This window comes from Heyndrickxia camelliae, assembly GCF_002844575.1.
Lineage (GTDB): Bacteria > Bacillota > Bacilli > Bacillales > Bacillaceae_C > Margalitia > Margalitia camelliae.
The window spans coordinates 96,091-112,963 of the sequence record NZ_PIQO01000001.1; the positions used below are offsets into that span (position 1 = coordinate 96,091).

Annotated in this window: 14 protein-coding genes; all 14 read left to right on the forward strand. The window is 38.9% G+C overall.

The genetic code is table 11. The features are described 5' to 3' along the window. Positions 1-2: 2 nt before the first annotated feature. The 14 genes from hpaB (at position 3) to paaA (ending at position 16,798) form a co-directional block, all read left to right on the forward strand. Entirely contained in the window at positions 3-1,472 is a 1,470-nt protein-coding gene (hpaB, locus tag CWO92_RS00475) for a 4-hydroxyphenylacetate 3-monooxygenase, oxygenase component (protein WP_101352226.1), read from the forward strand. A 14-nt stretch (positions 1,473-1,486) separates the two neighbouring features. Then, a complete protein-coding gene (gene hpaD / locus CWO92_RS00480; protein WP_101352227.1) occupies positions 1,487-2,470 on the forward strand; it encodes a 3,4-dihydroxyphenylacetate 2,3-dioxygenase in 984 nt (327 codons plus the stop codon). A 62-nt stretch (positions 2,471-2,532) separates the two neighbouring features. Continuing rightward, positions 2,533-3,315 carry a fumarylacetoacetate hydrolase family protein gene (locus CWO92_RS00485; protein ID WP_101352228.1) on the forward strand — a complete coding sequence of 261 codons (783 nt, stop codon included), beginning with the start codon at positions 2,533-2,535 and terminating at the stop codon, positions 3,313-3,315. Further along, a complete protein-coding gene (locus tag CWO92_RS00490; protein ID WP_101352229.1) occupies positions 3,312-4,049 on the forward strand; it encodes a fumarylacetoacetate hydrolase family protein in 738 nt (245 codons plus the stop codon). The genes CWO92_RS00485 and CWO92_RS00490 overlap by 4 nt, the downstream gene beginning before the upstream one ends. A 154-nt stretch (positions 4,050-4,203) precedes the next feature. Next, complete coding sequence (locus CWO92_RS25025) at positions 4,204-4,578, forward strand: hypothetical protein (protein WP_165786585.1); 375 nt, start codon at positions 4,204-4,206, stop codon at positions 4,576-4,578. Between the two features lie 751 nt (positions 4,579-5,329). Continuing rightward, complete coding sequence (locus tag CWO92_RS00505) at positions 5,330-5,716, forward strand: 5-carboxymethyl-2-hydroxymuconate Delta-isomerase (protein ID WP_101352232.1); 387 nt, start codon at positions 5,330-5,332, stop codon at positions 5,714-5,716. A 33-nt stretch (positions 5,717-5,749) separates the two neighbouring features. After that, a complete protein-coding gene (locus tag CWO92_RS00510) occupies positions 5,750-6,214 on the forward strand; it encodes a flavin reductase family protein (RefSeq protein ID WP_101352761.1) in 465 nt (154 codons plus the stop codon). A 43-nt stretch (positions 6,215-6,257) separates the two neighbouring features. Next, the gene (locus CWO92_RS00515; protein ID WP_101352233.1) at positions 6,258-6,587 is read left to right on the forward strand and encodes a DUF485 domain-containing protein; all 330 of its coding nucleotides are present in this window, start codon (positions 6,258-6,260) and stop codon (positions 6,585-6,587) included. Next, complete coding sequence (locus tag CWO92_RS00520; RefSeq protein ID WP_101352234.1) at positions 6,584-8,107, forward strand: solute symporter family protein; 1,524 nt, start codon at positions 6,584-6,586, stop codon at positions 8,105-8,107. Before CWO92_RS00515 ends, CWO92_RS00520 begins: the two co-directional genes overlap by 4 nt. A gap of 228 nt (positions 8,108-8,335) precedes the next feature. Further along, positions 8,336-10,357, forward strand: a complete 2,022-nt coding sequence (locus CWO92_RS00525) for a prolyl oligopeptidase family serine peptidase (RefSeq protein ID WP_101352235.1) — start codon at positions 8,336-8,338, stop codon at positions 10,355-10,357. A 204-nt stretch (positions 10,358-10,561) separates the two neighbouring features. Further along, entirely contained in the window at positions 10,562-12,694 is a 2,133-nt protein-coding gene (locus CWO92_RS00530) for a YhgE/Pip domain-containing protein (RefSeq protein ID WP_101352236.1), read from the forward strand. A gap of 230 nt (positions 12,695-12,924) precedes the next feature. Beyond that, complete coding sequence (locus CWO92_RS00535; protein ID WP_101352237.1) at positions 12,925-14,310, forward strand: peptide MFS transporter; 1,386 nt, start codon at positions 12,925-12,927, stop codon at positions 14,308-14,310. 174 nt (positions 14,311-14,484) lie between these two features. Beyond that, on the forward strand, positions 14,485-15,810 hold the full coding sequence (locus CWO92_RS00540) for a phenylacetate--CoA ligase family protein (protein WP_101352238.1): 1,326 nt from the start codon (positions 14,485-14,487) through the stop codon (positions 15,808-15,810). 22 nt (positions 15,811-15,832) lie between these two features. After that, the gene (gene paaA, locus CWO92_RS00545) at positions 15,833-16,798 is read left to right on the forward strand and encodes a 1,2-phenylacetyl-CoA epoxidase subunit PaaA (RefSeq protein ID WP_101352239.1); all 966 of its coding nucleotides are present in this window, start codon (positions 15,833-15,835) and stop codon (positions 16,796-16,798) included. The last annotated feature ends 75 nt before the right edge of the window (positions 16,799-16,873 follow it).

The window sequence follows — 16,873 nt, forward strand, 5'->3', positions numbered from 1 at the left end:
ATATGCCAGCTAAAACAGGAAAAGAATATATCGAACGTTTAAAACAAGCAAATAACAATGTCTATATTCATGGGGAACGAGTACAGGATGTAACAGAGCACCCCGCCTTTAAAAACGTTATTCAATCAATGGCGAACTTGTATGATCTGCAATATGAAAAGCCTGAAAAAATGCTGTACACCTCCCCAACAACTGGTAATAAGGTAGGAATGACCTTCCTTCAGCCAAAAACAATTGATGATTTAATTGCCAGAAGAGAAGCTATCACGGAATGGGCACGTACATCCGGCGGTTTAATGGGACGTTCTCCGGACTACCTTAATGCCGAAGTGATGGCAATGGGAGTATCCAATGATTTATTTGCTGAAGCAGATCCCATGTTCGCAGAAAATGCTAAAAGCTACTATGAGTATGCAAGAGAGAATGATATTAGTTTAACCCATACACTAATCCATCCTCAGGTGAATAGAGCAAAGGCGCAGCATGAACAAAAAGATGCCAATGTTGCACTGCATCTAGTGGAAAAAAATAAGGAAGGGATTATTGTAGATGGCGTCCGTCTGCTTGCTACTCAAGGTGGAATAACAGATGAAATCCTCGTTTTCCCATCAACGGTGAAAAAATCCGGTGAATTAGATGATCCATATTCAGTCGCATTTGCCATTCCAAACAATACGCCGGGCCTGAAATTCATCAGCCGTGAATCATTTGATTACGGCAAGAACGCATGGGATCATCCGCTTTCTTCCAGATTTGAAGAAGGCGACGCAATTGTTTCCTTCGAAAATGTTTTTGTTCCATGGGAGCGAGTATTTGTTTGTGGCAACTCATCCATTTGCAATCGTACCTTCCGTGAAACAAATGCCGTTGTGCATATGGCCCACCAAGTACTTGCCAAAAATATTGTTAAAACGGAGTTCCTTCTTGGGTTAGCATTAAGTATCATGGATGCCATTGGTATCGATCAGTTCCAGCATGTTCAGGACAAAGGTACAGAAATCATGATGACACTGGAAACAATGCGCAGTCATCTATATAGGGCAGAACATAATGCCAAACTGGATAAATGGGGAACGATGACACCGGATTATGCTGCTTTAGACACAGCAAGAAACTGGTACCCTCGCGTCTATCCTCGCCTTGTAGAAATTTTGCGAGTATTAGGTGCTTCCGGATTAATGGGAATCCCCACCGAAGCAGACTTTCGAAATGAGGATATCGGGGCAATTATCCATCGCGGACTCCAAGGAAAGAATTTGGAGGGATATGAACGCGTTCAATTATTTCGATTGGCATGGGATATGACCATGAGCGCTTTCGGAAGTAGACAAATGCATTATGAATATTATTTCTTTGGTGATCCAATTCGCATGGGAATGGCATACTTTGACTCTTATGAAAAGGATTCCTATAAAGAAATGATTCGTGAATTTTTGGGAAAGGCAAACACTGGTAAGCCCAGTTTTGTGTGAGGGGGACATGGGAGATGAATTTTAATATCATCCGTGCTGCTAGAGCTGTTTATAATGTTACCAATTTAGAGAATTCACGCCGTTTTTATATAGATGCTCTTGGTTTTGTGGAAACGGCCAGTGATGATGAACATATTTATTTAAGAGGTTTAGAGGAACATTGTCATCATAGTCTTGTATTAAAAAAAGCACTAGAACCGAGTGTAGAGGTTATCAGCTATAAGGTGCAATCCGAGGCAGATTTGGATGCCTTAGCGGAGTTTTTTATGGATAAGGGTATGCAAACGAAATGGATGCAGAAAGGAACGCAAAAGGCAATAGGACGAACTTTAAGAGTTCAAGATATTTCTGGATTGCCGGTAGAATTTTTCGCAGAGATGGAAACGGTAGAGCGATTACTGCAACGCTATGATTTATACAGGGGTGCACGTGTACAACGAATTGATCATTTTAACTGTGCTGTAGAAGATGTTGAAAAGGCATATCACTTCTATATCAATGAATTAGGATTTGCCTGTTCGGAATATACTACCTCCGATGATGAAAAAATTTGGGCTGCATGGCTTCATCGCAAGCCTGCAGTTCATGATGTTGCTTTTATGAACGGGGTAGGACCTCGTTTGCATCATGTTGGCTTTTGGCTCAGTGATCCTATGAGTGTCATTAACACTTGCGATGTTTTGGCATCGATGGGTTACGGTGCGAACATTGAGCGGGGGCCAGGCCGCCATGGCTTATCCAATGCCTTTTTCCTATATTTACGTGATCCGGACGGCCATCGAATCGAACTTTATAATGGGGATTATTTGACTAGTGATCCGGACTTTAAGCCAATTCGCTGGGACTTGGATGACCCGATGCGTCAAACCTTTTGGGGCCATGCAGCACCAGATTGCTGGTTCAATGAAGCATCTATTGTACTGGATGTTCATACGGAAGAAAAAGTGGCAACGAAGGAGCCTAAGTTAGAAAAGAAGAAGCCGACAATCATTATTTAAGGTCTATTCTACATTAGGATTTATAACGATTTACGAAAGGCAAATTAATAAGGAGTGACTTCATGTCCAAGGTAATCTTTACATTTCAAGGAAGTCATCTATCCCACGATGGAGAAGTAAGAGGGAATTTTCTCCATTATAACGGTGAATCCTATGAAATCAATAAACTTCCATTGGATGCTCCGGTATCAGGAACCATTTATGGCACTCTATTAAACTATAAAGGAGCACTATCACAAATGGGGAATGCGGTTTACGAAGAGCCATATAATATGCCACCGGAAGCTCCTATCCTTTATATTAAGCCTATTAACACTATTATTGGTTATGGGATGCCTATTCCAATGCCAATAGATGAAACCGAATTGGAAATAGGGGCTGCTCTTGGGATAGTCATCGGACGTTCCGCAACCAAAGTGTCTGTGACACAAGCCTTAGATTACGTGGCGGGTTACACCATAGTGAATGATGTGTCCATTCCTCATAAGAGTATTTATCGTCCCGCTGTTAAATTTAAAGCAAGAGATGGTTTTTGTCCTGTTGGGCCATGGATTGTTCATAAAGAGGATATAAATCCTGATTCCCTTCATATTAAAGTTTTTATCAACAATGAACTGAAGCAAGAAAATACAACCGGTAATCTGATAAGATCGGTTCCTAAATTGCTTGCAGATGTGACGGAATTTATGACCTTATCTGAAGGGGATATCTTGCTCGCAGGCATACCCGAAAATCCTCCAAAAGCAAATGCAGGGGATCAAGTCCGCATTGAGATTGAAGGAATTGGATACTTGGAAAATAGAGTAATGAAGGAAGATGAGCTGATAGCGGGGGTGAACATATGAAAAGGGCTCGAATTGTGTATGGCGGGTCTATCCACCATGCTAAGGAGCATGAGGGTAACCTCCTCCTCGACAATGGAACACTAGTGGGCGAAGAAGAAGTAGTGTGGCTGCCCCCAGTTGAACCCAAAACAGTATTTGCCCTCGGACTAAATTATGCGGATCATGCATCAGAGCTTGCTTTTCAAGCACCATCGGAACCGCTTGTATTCTTGAAAGGCCCCAATACATTCATCGGTCATAAAGGTCAAACAGTAAGACCTGCTGATGCCACTTATATGCATTATGAATGTGAGTTAGCTGTAGTTATAAGTAAAACAGCGAGAAAAGTGAAGGCAGAAGACGCATACAACTTTGTAAGAGGCTACACCATTGCGAATGATTACGCTATTCGGGATTATCTAGAAAACTATTACCGCCCTAATCTAAGGGTGAAAAATCGCGACACATGCACCCCAATCGGTCCATGGCTAGTGGACGCAGAGGATATACAGAATCCAATGAACCTAACTTTGAAAACATATGTAAATGGAGAGTTAACGCAAGAAGGCAATACAAAGGACATGATTTTTAGTATCCCAGTTTTAATTGAATATCTAAGCAGCTTTATGACTTTAAACGCAGGCGACATCATCCTAACAGGAACACCAAAAGGCTCCGTTGACACCCCCGTCGGAGCACAAGTCATCACCGAAATCGAAGGACTTGGCCGCCTAGCAAACACCATAGTGGGATGAAGGGTCCGGTCCCTCGTCCCACCGGGATTGAGAGCTGGATAGGGAAAGGAACAGGTACGTTCATCCCAAAAATCGATAGGGCTCGAGTTCCTCCTTCCCGCCTAGTGAAAATGGGATACGGGGTCTGGTTCCTTGTCCCAGCTTGGATAAATAGATGAAAAGCAGCCATTCCATCCGAATGAGTTTAGCTTCTGGACACCGAGGGAGGGCCCTCCAAACTGAGAAGAAATTGAGAGAGGATTTCAGCAATTATAAGGGGATTCGACAAAACCAAGCGGTGAATCAGCCAAGACGCCCAACAGATCGGCCCAAATCGAAGACAATTCAGCCAAAACGATCAACAATTCAGCCGAAATCGGAGATGATTCAGCAAACGCCCAACAAATCGGCCAAAAATGGGGATAATCCAGCCAAAACAATCAACAATTCGGCCGAAATCGAAGATAATTCAGCCAAAACGATCAACAATTCAGCCGAAATCGGAAGTAATACAACCAAAGTCCAACAAATCGGCCAAAAACGGGGATAATTCAGCCAAAACGATCAACAATTCAGCCGAAATCGGAGATGATTCAGCCAAAACGTCCAACAAATCGGCCGAAATCGGGGATAATTCAGCCAAAACGATCAACAATTCAGCCGAAATCGGAGATGATTCAGCAAACGCCCAACAAATCGGCCAAAAATGGGGATAATCCAGCCAAAACAATCAACAATTCGGCCGAAATCGAAGATAATTCAGCCAAAACGATCAACAATTCAGCCGAAATCGGAAGTAATACAACCAAAGTCCAACAAATCGGCCAAAAACGGGGATAATTCAGCCAAAACGATCAACAATTCAGCCGAAATCGGAGATGATTCAGCCAAAACGTCCAACAAATCGGCCGAAATCGGGGATAATTCAGCCAAAACGATCAACAATTCAGCCGAAATCGGAGGTAAATCAGCCAACGCTCAACAATTCGGCCAAAAACGGGGATAATTCAGCCAAAACGATCAACAATTCAGCCGAAATCGGAGATGATTCAGCCAAAACGTCCAACAATTCAGCCGAAATTGGAGGTAATACAGCCAACGCCCAACAATTCGGCCGAAATCGGGGATAATTCAGCCAAAACGATCAACAATTCAGCCGAAATTGGAGGTAATACAGCCAACGCCCAACAAATCGGCCAAAATCGAAGATAATTCAGCCAAAACCACCAATCATTTAGCCAAACCTCATGGAACTTGGGCTAAGACCCACCAAATATCTTACTCAAGAAAGGAAGGGAGTCATGCCGCATTTTATTCTTGAATATACTGACAATCTTAAGCCGGAGGCTAATATTCCGCAGTTGCTTGAAAAAATCAATAATGTTCTAATTTCCTATTCATCTATTTTTCCTATTGGCGGTATCCGTTCAAGAGCTATCGAATTGCACGATTATCGGGTTGCAGATGGGAAAGAAAATGATGCATTTGTACATGGCATGTTGAAAATTGGTGCCGGGAGGTCCGAAGAGGACAAAAAGCAAGTTTGTGATGAATTATTTGCTGTTATCAAACAGCACTTTCAGGATTTGTTTGAGAAGCGTTATCTTGCTTTATCCATGGAAATAGTTGAATTCAGTGAAGCTGGAACGTATAAACATAATAATATTCATAATCGATTTAGGAGGTAACGGAACATGAATGCATTAAGGGAGGCCCACAAAATGGATGATCGTACATTTCGCAACGCTATGGGGAAGTTTGCAACGGGGGTAACGATTATTACTACTTCAGTGAATAATCATGTGCATGGGATGACGGCAAATGCTTTTATGTCCGTTTCTCTTAACCCCAAACTCGTTTTAATTTCAATTGGAGAAAAGGCAAATATGAATCAACGAATTAAGGAATCTGGTAAATTTGGAGTTAGTATTCTCACCAAAGACCAGCAGGAAATGTCCATGTACTTTGCTGGTCAATTGAAGGAACAAAGAGAAATTGATTTTGACTGGATACAGGGAATACCTGTCGTCCCTAATTCAATCGCCAATATTGCGTGCAATGTAAATGCTTCTTATCAAGCAGGGGATCACACGTTATATATTGGTGAGGTTACCGATATCTCAGTAAAAGATGGTGATCCACTGACATTCTTTGAGGGGAAATATAGGAATCTAGTTAATTTATAAACATGTTAAATTAATTTTTATAAAAGAAAGAAGTGGTTTAACTATGAGGGATGAGGAAAAATATGAAAAAATAGTTGCGTTGCCAGGCTTCCAAGATATGTTAGCCAAGAAAAAGAAATTCATCCTGACATCTACTCTCATCATCTTTATTCTATTTCTAGCCCTGCCCGTTTTGACTTCCTACTCAACTGTTCTTAATCATACTTTTATTGGTCCAATTACATGGGCTTGGTTTTGGGCATTTATGCTTTTCATTATGACCTGGTTCTTCTGTGTTCTTTATACGAAAAAAGCAAGCTCTTTTGATCAGTTAAACGAAAAAATTAAAGAAGAAGCAAATAAAGAGTTGACTGTTAAGGAGGCAAATGTATGAATGATACAGTCATTACATTATTCCTGTTAATAGTCGTTGCTACCCTGGTTATCACCTATTTCGCAGCAAAGATAACCAAAAATACCAATCAATTTTATACTGCTGGTGGGGAGCTAAAAGGCTGGCAAAATGGTGTTGCCATTTCCGGTGATTTTATGTCTGCCTCCTCCTTTCTCGGAATTGTTGGCGGCATCGCCTTAACTGGATTTGACGGCTTATATCTATTGCTCGGTGCATTACTTTCATATCTGATTGTTATGTATTTAGTAGCGGAACCGCTTAGAAATCTAGGGAAATACACGTTAGCAGATATGATAACAGCCCGCTTTAAAGCAAACAAAGTACGGGGATTTGCAGCCCTTAATACAGTAACAATTTCTGTCTTTTATATGGTAGCTCAATTAGTTGGTGCAGGGGTACTAATAAAAATGTTGATTGGGATTCCATATGTTCCATCCTTAATCATTGTTGGAGTACTCATGACGGTCTATGTTCTGTTTGGAGGGATGACTGCAACAAGCTGGGTACAAATCACGAAAGCATTTTTACTATTAGGCGGGACATTCATTCTTTTTATTCTGGTATTAAGCAAATTTCATTTTAATATTATTGATATTTTTGAAAAAGTAAAAAGTGCCACGCCATTTGGAGAAAAATATTTAGAACCAGGCATTAAAAATAAAAATGGGCTGGACGCCATTTCCTTAAACTTTGGATTATTGCTTGGTACAGCGGGTTTACCACACGTATTGATCCGCTTTTTTACCGTAAAAGATGCGAAGACTGCCCGTAAATCTGTGACAGTAGCTACCTGGGTGATTAGTATATTCTATGTAATGGCTATTTTTCTAGGATTTGGTGCAGCTGCACTCATTGGAACCGATAAAATTATTGCTGAAAATCCAGCTGGCAATATGGCTGCTCCGGCATTGGCACGAATTCTTGGCGGGGATTTCTTATTCGCTTTTATTGCAGCAGTTGCATTTGCGACCATCTTGGCAGTGGTTGCCGGTATTGTATTATCCGGTGCATCCGCTTTTGCCCATGATTTTTACAATGGAATCTTGAAGCGCGGAAAAGCGACGGAGAAGCAGCAATTAAAAGCAGCGCGTATTGCTTCCATTGTTGTTCCGGTAATTGCGATTATTATATCTTTGTTTGTTCAAAATTTAAATGTTGCATTTCTTGGATCATTAGCTTTAACGCTTGCCGCTAGTGCGAATCTCCCTGTTATTCTATTAACCATATATTGGAGAAGATTTAATACGGCAGGAGCTATTACAAGTATGATAGTGGGATTATTTTCAACTATTATTTTGGTACTACTGAGTCCAAATGTTTGGGATCCGAGCGGACATGCTATTTTCGTAGGAAAACCATTATTCCCACTTGCTTCACCAGGAATTGTTTCCATTCCTCTTGGATTTATAGGGGGATTAATAGGTACAATGCTATCGAAAGAAAAGGATAGAAACTATCAAAAAATCCTTGTTCAATCCAATTTAGGTCAAGATGTATAAAAAAGAAGATTCCCAGCAATCTTCTTTTCTTTTTGGAGTGGATGTTCGTCCATTTCGTTTCCTTCTAATTGGTAAATCTCAATCGAAGTATCGGAAAACAATACTCTGGCAAGGTTATTTCACTCTCTTGTTAAAATATTCAAATCTTTCAATTTATTGAAGGGATTTTTATTTAGTTTGTCGAAGTATATAGAAGGAGCTCGATAAAAAGGTTCAGGGGGAATGCAGATGATAACCATTAAAAAGAGTGATATAGTGGAGGATTTTCATGGCACTAAAGTTGCTGATCCATATCGATGGTTGGAGGATTCTACTTCTCAAGATACAATAGACTGGGGAAAATGGATGTCAGAGCAATCGGATGTCTATTTTGAACAAATCTCGACACGGGAAAAAGACAGAGAAAGATTAACAGAGCTATTTAATTATCCAAAATATTTCGTGCCAAAGAAGGTAAAAAATCGCCTCTTTTATCAAAAAAATGACGGACTGCAAAATCAGGCTGTCTTATATATGAAAGAGGGGGAGAAAGAAACCGTACTTATTGATCCTAACACTTTAAGTGAAGATGGTACGGTGGCAATGACTAATTATTCCTTTAGTAAAGATGGTCATTATATTGCGTATGCTACATCTACTCACGGAAGTGACTGGCAGGAACTCCATGTAATCGACATTAACAACGGCGAAAAGCTTGCTGATCATATTCAGCATGTGAAATTTACGGGAATTGCATGGGCACCTGATGCATCAGGATTTTACTACAGCAGATTCCCAGCACCTGGTTCCGTTCGCAAGGAAGATGAGAGCAATTATAACGCAGTATATTTTCATAAACTCGGAACGGCTCAAAGCGAGGATCAGTTAATCCATGAGCAGCCGGAAGAAAAGGAATTAATGTTTGGTGCATTTGTAAGCGATGATGAAAAATATTTATGCTTGCACGTTAATCTGGGCACCGCTACAGAAAATCGTTTTTATGTAAAAAGGCTACATTCGGAAAAGGTATTCACACGTTTATTAGATAAACAGGATGCGGAGTATTCATACATTACTAACACTGGTTCCACATTCTATTTTAAAACAAATTTGGATGCACCAAACGGCAGAATCATCGCGATAGATATCACAAAACCGGAACCGCAAAATTGGACAGAAGTACTACCAGAACAACAGGATGTCATGGATAGAGTTATATATGTTAAAAACAGATTCGTTATTGCAACCCTCCATGATGCCCATCATCAACTTCATGTTTACAAAATGGACGGAACATATGTCAATGAAATATCGATTCCAATAATAGGTTCTTTAATAAATGTAACAGGCAGTAGTGAGGATGAAGAAATTTATTTAGGAATGACTTCATTCCTAAATCCAACGACCGTTTATCAGTATAATGTTAGCGAAAATAAGCTGAAGGTATTCGCTGAATCTCCACTGAATATGGATACTTCAGTCTATGAAACAAAGCAAATTTTTTATACTTCTAAAGATGGCACAAAGGTTCCAATGTTTCTTACTCACCACAAGGAAATCGAACTGAATGGACAGAATCCAGTTATTTTATATGGTTATGGCGGATTCAATATCAGCATGACCCCTTCTTTCAATCCTGCCATCTTACGCTGGCTGGAAAAAGGAGGTGTGTATGCGGTAGCGAACTTGCGCGGCGGTACAGAATATGGAGAAGAATGGCATAGAGCCGGAATGTTGGAAAATAAACAAAATGTGTTTGATGATTTTATTGCTGCTGGTGAATGGTTAATTAAGAGCGGCTATACGAGCAAAGAGAAACTATCTATCATGGGTGGTTCGAACGGAGGACTTTTAGTAGCTGCATGTATGGTTCAAAGACCTGATTTATTTGGTGCAGTGCTATGCCTTGTACCAGTAATTGATATGCTTCGTTATCATAAATTCACCATTGGACGTTACTGGATACCAGAATACGGAAATGCCGAGAACCCAGAACATTTTCCATTTATGTATGCTTATTCTCCGCTTCACAATATTAAAGAAGGCCAAAAATATCCACCTGTACTAATAGCAACAGCGGAAAGCGATGACAGAGTTGTACCGGCCCATGCGAAAAAGTTTGCTGCTACCTTAATGGAAAAAGCCGATAAAGAATCAACTATTCTCCTTCGTATCGAATCGAAGGCAGGTCATGGGTTAGGAAAGCCAACATCCAAAGTAATGGATGAATGGGCAGATTTTTATGCGTTTTTAGATAAAGAATTGCAATAATAAAGCAGAAGCCTCAAGCATGAAATAGCTCGAGGCTTTTTATTATTTAGGAATTTGAAATCTGTCTACGTCTAGCTGCTAGTTCTCCGTCTCCTCCCGGCGAAATTTCAATATCATGTGGATCGGTCTTTTCTTCATAAAATAATCCCATTTGGAGAACCTTTTACATATAGACATCATGGATATATATAAGGAGTTCCAGTAATGGATATCATTTTACGTATTTATTTTAGGGATATAAAGAATATCGTAACAAACTGGGTTGCACTGGTTATTATATTGGCTCTAGTTGGCTTACCATCTCTCTATGCGTGGTTCAATATCAAAGCATCTTGGGATCCGTATGGAAATACAAAAGGTATTGCTGTAGCAGTGTCTAATCTTGATCAAGGAACTGTGTTAAGAGGGAAATCTGTTAATATTGGTAATCAAGTTGTTCAATCTTTAAAGCAAAATAAAAAATTAGGGTGGACATTTGTAAGCGAGGATGCTGCTCTAGATGGAGTTAAGCATGGGACATACTATGCTAGCATTACTATCCCAAAGGATTTTTCCGAGAAAATAATTTCTGTTTTAAACGCGAATCCTAAGAAGCCCGTAATCGTGTATACCGTTAATGAAAAAATAAATGCAGTTGCCCCGAAGATTACTTCTTCCGGAGCAAGCGGAGTTGTGGATCAAATTAGCAAAAATTTTGTAAAAACTGCTAGTGAATCGATTTTTACTATCTTTCATGAAATTGGTGTGGAGTTAGAGCGAGATTTGCCAACAATAGAAAGAGTGAAAGAACTTATCTTTAAAATCGAAGCAGATATTCCGCAAATCAATAGGTTTGTAAATATAGCATTGGATGATGCGACAAAAGCTCAAATTATAGTAGGTAATGCCAAAAAAAATCTTCCAAAAGTACAAGAAATAGCAGGAAATGGTATAGAATTAACAAACCATTTATCACAATTTTTATCTAAAAGTGATGATACTTTACATAAAATTGAACCTTCAATAAAAGAAAATATTATTTTTCTTAGTGAAATAGCTAACAACTCTCGAGGTATCGCCGCTCGTCTACAAGACCATTCTGCATCAAAGGAAGAGATTGCAAAGGCTATAGATAATTTACAATCAGGTGTGAACATTGCGGATACATTAAATAAAATATTAACACAATTGGATGGTGTCAGCGGTCGTCAGGAAATGGGTCCAATTAGGCAGCGAGTTACGACCGTAATGAATCAATTTCAACAAGAAATAAATCTTTTAAATAATTTGGGAATGGATGTAAATAAAGGGCAAACGATCTCAAATAATCCCATTCAAAAAATAAATCAATTATCGAGTGCTTCCACCAATATTTTAAATGGATTAGTCGCAAATTTTGATACAGTCATCGTTCCTAAAGTGAAGCATTCTATTAACATTGCTAAGGAAAGTGTAAGGGATGCATCTGAAGTATTGGGGCAAGTGAATAAGGATCTCCCAACGATAAAAAAACTTTTAAATGACGCCTCTCAAGGGGCAACAATAGGAATAAATGAAGTTAGTACCATAAAGAAGGAACTTCCAGTAGCAGAAGTACAAATTAAGAAGATAGCGAAGCGAATAAGAGACTTTGAAAAAAAGGAAAATATACACGATATCATTAGCTTATTAAAGCATGATGTTCAAAAAGAAAGTAATTTTTTTAAGGAACCCGTGTTATTGAAAGAAAGACAACTATACCATATCCCTAATTATGGTTCGGCAATGTCGCCTTTTTTTACGACATTATCCTTATGGGTTGGGGCTATGCTTCTCATTTCATTACTAACAGTAGAGGTGGGGGGGAGTGAGCTAAAAAGTTATCAAATTTTTTTCGGACGTTATTTGACCTTTTTAACCTTGGGATTATTGCAATCATTATTGGTAACGATTGGAGACATTTATCTTCTGCATGCTTTTGTGTTGGAAAAGCTTTGGTTTATTCTGTTTGGATTATGGAATAGTGTTGTTTTTATTACGATTGTGTACACCTTTGTTTCTGTTTTTGGAAATATAGGCAAATCAATAGGAATAGTATTATTGGTCTTGCAAATTTCCGGTTCTGGAGGGACATTCCCCATACAAGTTACTCCTGCCTTTTTTCAATTACTGAACCCTTTTTTGCCCTTTACTTATTCCATTAGCCTTATGAGGGAAGCGGTGGGCGGAATTTTATGGGATATTGCCCAGAGGGATGTGATGATATTATGTATATTTTTATTCCTGTCATTTCTCATTGGGATATTTCTAAAAAGACCTATCAATCATCTTACTCGAAAATTTGTCCAGAAAGCGGAGGAAAGTAAATTGATTCATTAAAGAAAACTATTGTGAAATAATATAATTTGAAATATAGTAATAAAATACCATGTTAATAATTTGAAATATGCATAATGAAAAGGGTTTGAAGAGTGCGTTTTTGACTTATTAAGTAATTGGGAAGATTTTAAATTTTGATATTTCTAGCAAATTTATTGACGTTTTAATTGTAAATAAATTATCCTTGTATTTATATTAAAATAATTTTAATTATTGAGGGGAGCGAAAATATGGAGGCCACATTGAAAAATCAACATGATGCCAAAAAGTCGCGTAAAAAACACCCACCAGGTTTATATTTGTTATTTTTAACTGAAATGTGGGAACGTTTTAGCTATTATGGAATGCGGGCTATTCTAGTCCTTTATTTAACGAAATCGCTAGTTAACGGCGGTTTAGGAATGAATGAAAGTTTTGCTTTATCATTATACGGTTTCTTTACTGGAGCTGTTTATTTAACACCTTTAATTGGTGGATGGTTGTCCGACCGTTTCTTAGGTCAACGTTTAGCGATTACGCTCGGCGGTATTACAATGGCAATCGGAAACCTTGTCTTATTTGGTATTCATAGTGAAGTTGGTGTTTATTTAGGTCTAATTATTCTGATTATTGGGAATGGATTTTTTAAACCGAATATCTCTACAATAGTCGGCGAATTATATGAAAAAGATGATCCTCGCCGTGATCCGGCATTTACGATTTTCTATATGGGAATTAACGTTGGTGCGTTCTTCTCCCCGCTTATCATTGGTTTGATTACAGACAAGCTATTTGCTGTTCATAATAATGGAGTCATCGCCTACGGATATCGATATGGTTTCTTGGCCTCTGCAATCGGAATGGTAATCGGACAGGTATTATTCAATCTTCTGGGAAATCGTTATCTAGGAGACATTGGTAAAAAGCCTGTTGGAAAACCGATGAAGGTTTCTGGTGGAGAAAAGATTAAAGCTCCATTAACCAAAAAAGAAAAACAAAGAACAGCGGTTGTTATAATACTAACAGTATTTGTTATTTTCTTCTGGGCTGGTTTTGAACAAGCTGGTGGAGCGTTAACCGTGTATACAGATAAATTCGTCAATCGTAATGTATTTGGTTTCACACTTCCAACATCTTGGTTCCAATCAGTAAACCCTTTATTTATTGTAGTATTGGCACCGGTTGTTTCGGCACTTTGGGTGAAATTAGCTCGTTCCAAACGTGGAGATATGCCAGTTCCGACTAAAATGGGACTTGGAATGATTCTTCTAGGTGTCGGCTACCTTGTTCTATTATTAGCCATTATGCGTACTGGAAGCAATGAACACGATATTACTACAAAAGCAAACTTATTATTCATTGTTGTCACTTATCTATTCCATACAGTTGGGGAACTATTCCTTTCACCAGTAGGATTGTCCACTGTAAGTAAGATTTCTCCTATAAAATATGCATCGTTATTAATGGGTGTATGGTTAGCAAGCTCAGGTATTGCGAATATCTTAGCTGGTCAATTAGGAAGCTTTACAGAATCCTTAGGCTATTTTGAGGTGTTTGGTCTAATTGGATGTGTTACAATCGTATTTGGTCTCATTTTATTAGGATTTTCCAGAAAACTTATGAAAATGATGGATTAAGCCGGAGATTATTCTCCGGTTTTTTATTTTGTATTTTCATAAAAAATGGAGGTTGAATTTTCAGAATCAAATTGACAATTATCTGTTTAGGTCGTATTCTATAAGTAAATATGACGACAAAATGTATAAACGGAAAAAATACGTCATATTAATGTATCGGTAAGGAGGAAATATATGATTTTGCATGATATGGAAACTGCCGAAAGAGTCTCCATCGAAGAGCAGCAGCTACATGATTTGCAAAAAACAGTTGAAAGAGTATATGAACGTGTTCCATTTTACCGCAATAAATTTCAAGAAAGAAATTTAACACCTACCAGCATTCAAAATCTAGATGATATTAAGAAATTACCTTTTACAACCAAAAGAGATCTTAGAGACCACTATCCATTTGGACTGTTCGCTTCTGAACAAAAAGATCTCGTCCGACTACATGCCTCATCAGGAACAAGTGGCAAACCAACAGTAGTCGGATATACAAAGAAGGACATTAAAGACTGGGCATCAATTGTTGCAAGAGCAATCTCCATTGTAGGGGGAGGACCAGAGGATATTCTTCAAAATGCTTATGGATATGGTTTATTCACTGGTGGTCTTGGTCTACATTTTGGAGGGGAAGCTTTAGGCGTAACCGTTATTCCCATATCAGGCGGCAATACGGAAAGACAAATATCTATTATCGAAGATTTTAGACCTACGATTCTGTGCTCTACACCCTCATATGCATTGAATATAGGCGAAAAGATGCTGGAAATGGGAAAGAATCCTCGGAAAACATCCTTAAAATACGGTATTTTCGGAGCAGAACCTTGGTCCGAGGAAATGAGACATAGAATAGAGGAACTTTTTAATATAAAAGCATGTGATATATACGGCTTAAGTGAAGTGGTTGGACCTGGGGTTGCAATGGAATGCAGTGTTGGTCAGGACGGTTTACATATAGCAGAAGATCATTTTCTAGTGGAGGTTATTGACCCTGTTACATTAGAACCTGTTCCTGAAGGGACGGTTGGAGAGCTTGTTTTTACAAGCCTTAAAAAGGAAGCGCTTCCAATCATTCGTTACCGAACAGGAGACATAGCATCTATCAATAAAGCTAAATGTGTTTGTGGAAGAACAACAACCCGAATGTCTAGAGTAAAGGGTCGGATTGACGATATGATTATCGTTCGTGGCGTCAATGTTTTTCCATCAGAAATTGAACATCATCTCATAACTATAAAAGAATTAGCACCTCATTACCAATTACATCTGCATAGAACATCCTCCTTAGATGAAGTAGAACTGCATGTTGAGATAACAGAAGGACTTTATCAAAAATCATCACAGAATCTCGAACACCCAATATTGCAAACATTAAAAGTAGAAATTCAAGAGAAAATGAAAACTTTTTGCTATGTGTCAATGAATGTTGTATTACTCCCTCCAAAAAGCATTATGCGTTCAGAGGGAAAGGCAGTAAGAATTATTGATCATCGCAAGGCGACGGTGAAAAAATAACAAAATAGAAAGGGGACTGATCATGAATACAGTCGATTTTTCCAAATTGTCAAAGGAAGAAAAGCTGCAGCAATTTATGGAACGAATTGAAAATGGTGAAAAGATTGAAGCAGATGATTGGATGCCGGATGAATATCGAAATGTATTAATTAAGCTTATTTCGATGCATGGTATCAGTGAAATTATGGGAGCGTTGCCTGAAAAGGAATGGGTTCCAAAAGCACCGTCCTTGCGTAAGAAACTAGGTATTATGGCAAAGGTTCAAGATGAAATGGGGCACGGACAGCTTCTTCTGCGCGTAGTAGAAGACCTTCTTGAGCCATTAGGAAAAAACAGAGACGATATCATGGAAGATCTCTTAAATGGAGATTTAAAATTTCATAATGTATTTCACATGGAGGCTCCAACCTGGGCAGATGCCGGGATTATTGCATGGCTCGTGGATGGCGCAGCCATAATGACTCAAACTAATATGCTTCAGGCATCATATGGACCATATTCACGTGCATTGCACCGGATTTGTGCAGAAGAAGTATTTCATGCACAACACGGTGAATCAATCATTATGGCACTTGCAGAAGGCTCAGAGCAGCAAAGAGAAATGCTCCAAGAAGCGATTTATCGGTGGTGGCCATCCTTGCTCATGTTTTTTGGACCAGAAAGTGCAGAGACGACCGGTTCTTCCAAGCAGGATATCACCATCAAATATAAAATACGTACGAAAACAAATGAACAACTCCGCCAAGATTTCTTTACAAAATATGTGCCAAGAGTATTAGCGCTAGGCTTTAAGCTTCCAGACGATACTATGCATTTTGATGAGGAAAAAGGAAAATGGGTATATCAGCAGCCGGACTGGTCAGAGTTTAAAAAAATAATAGCAGGTAAAGGGCCAAAATCACAATCAAGATTACAGTTAAGAAGAATGGCATTTGAAAACAGCCGGTGGGTTCGCGAAGCGCTAGGAGCAAAGAGAGAGGCAATATAGCAATAAATTATCTCCTCTAGCTCTATAAAAAAAGTGGAAGCATAGTACACAGAAATGTACACGAAGAGTAAGTAT

Bases quoted from the DNA above. Each gene is read 5' to 3' on its own strand.
- CWO92_RS00535 (WP_101352237.1), top strand. From the start codon at position 12,925: ATGGAGGCCACATTGAAAAATCAACATGATGCCAAAAAGTCGCGTAAA.
- CWO92_RS00520 (WP_101352234.1), top strand. From the start codon at position 6,584: ATGAATGATACAGTCATTACATTATTCCTGTTAATAGTCGTTGCTACC.
- CWO92_RS25025 (WP_165786585.1), top strand. From the start codon at position 4,204: ATGAAAAGCAGCCATTCCATCCGAATGAGTTTAGCTTCTGGACACCGA.
- paaA (WP_101352239.1), top strand. From the start codon at position 15,833: ATGAATACAGTCGATTTTTCCAAATTGTCAAAGGAAGAAAAGCTGCAG.
- CWO92_RS00510 (WP_101352761.1), top strand. From the start codon at position 5,750: ATGGATGATCGTACATTTCGCAACGCTATGGGGAAGTTTGCAACGGGG.
- CWO92_RS00515 (WP_101352233.1), top strand. From the start codon at position 6,258: ATGAGGGATGAGGAAAAATATGAAAAAATAGTTGCGTTGCCAGGCTTC.
- CWO92_RS00525 (WP_101352235.1), top strand. From the start codon at position 8,336: ATGATAACCATTAAAAAGAGTGATATAGTGGAGGATTTTCATGGCACT.
- CWO92_RS00485 (WP_101352228.1), top strand. From the start codon at position 2,533: ATGTCCAAGGTAATCTTTACATTTCAAGGAAGTCATCTATCCCACGAT.
- CWO92_RS00505 (WP_101352232.1), top strand. From the start codon at position 5,330: ATGCCGCATTTTATTCTTGAATATACTGACAATCTTAAGCCGGAGGCT.
- CWO92_RS00540 (WP_101352238.1), top strand. From the start codon at position 14,485: ATGATTTTGCATGATATGGAAACTGCCGAAAGAGTCTCCATCGAAGAG.
- CWO92_RS00490 (WP_101352229.1), top strand. From the start codon at position 3,312: ATGAAAAGGGCTCGAATTGTGTATGGCGGGTCTATCCACCATGCTAAG.
- hpaB (WP_101352226.1), top strand. From the start codon at position 3: ATGCCAGCTAAAACAGGAAAAGAATATATCGAACGTTTAAAACAAGCA.
- CWO92_RS00530 (WP_101352236.1), top strand. From the start codon at position 10,562: ATGGATATCATTTTACGTATTTATTTTAGGGATATAAAGAATATCGTA.
- hpaD (WP_101352227.1), top strand. From the start codon at position 1,487: ATGAATTTTAATATCATCCGTGCTGCTAGAGCTGTTTATAATGTTACC.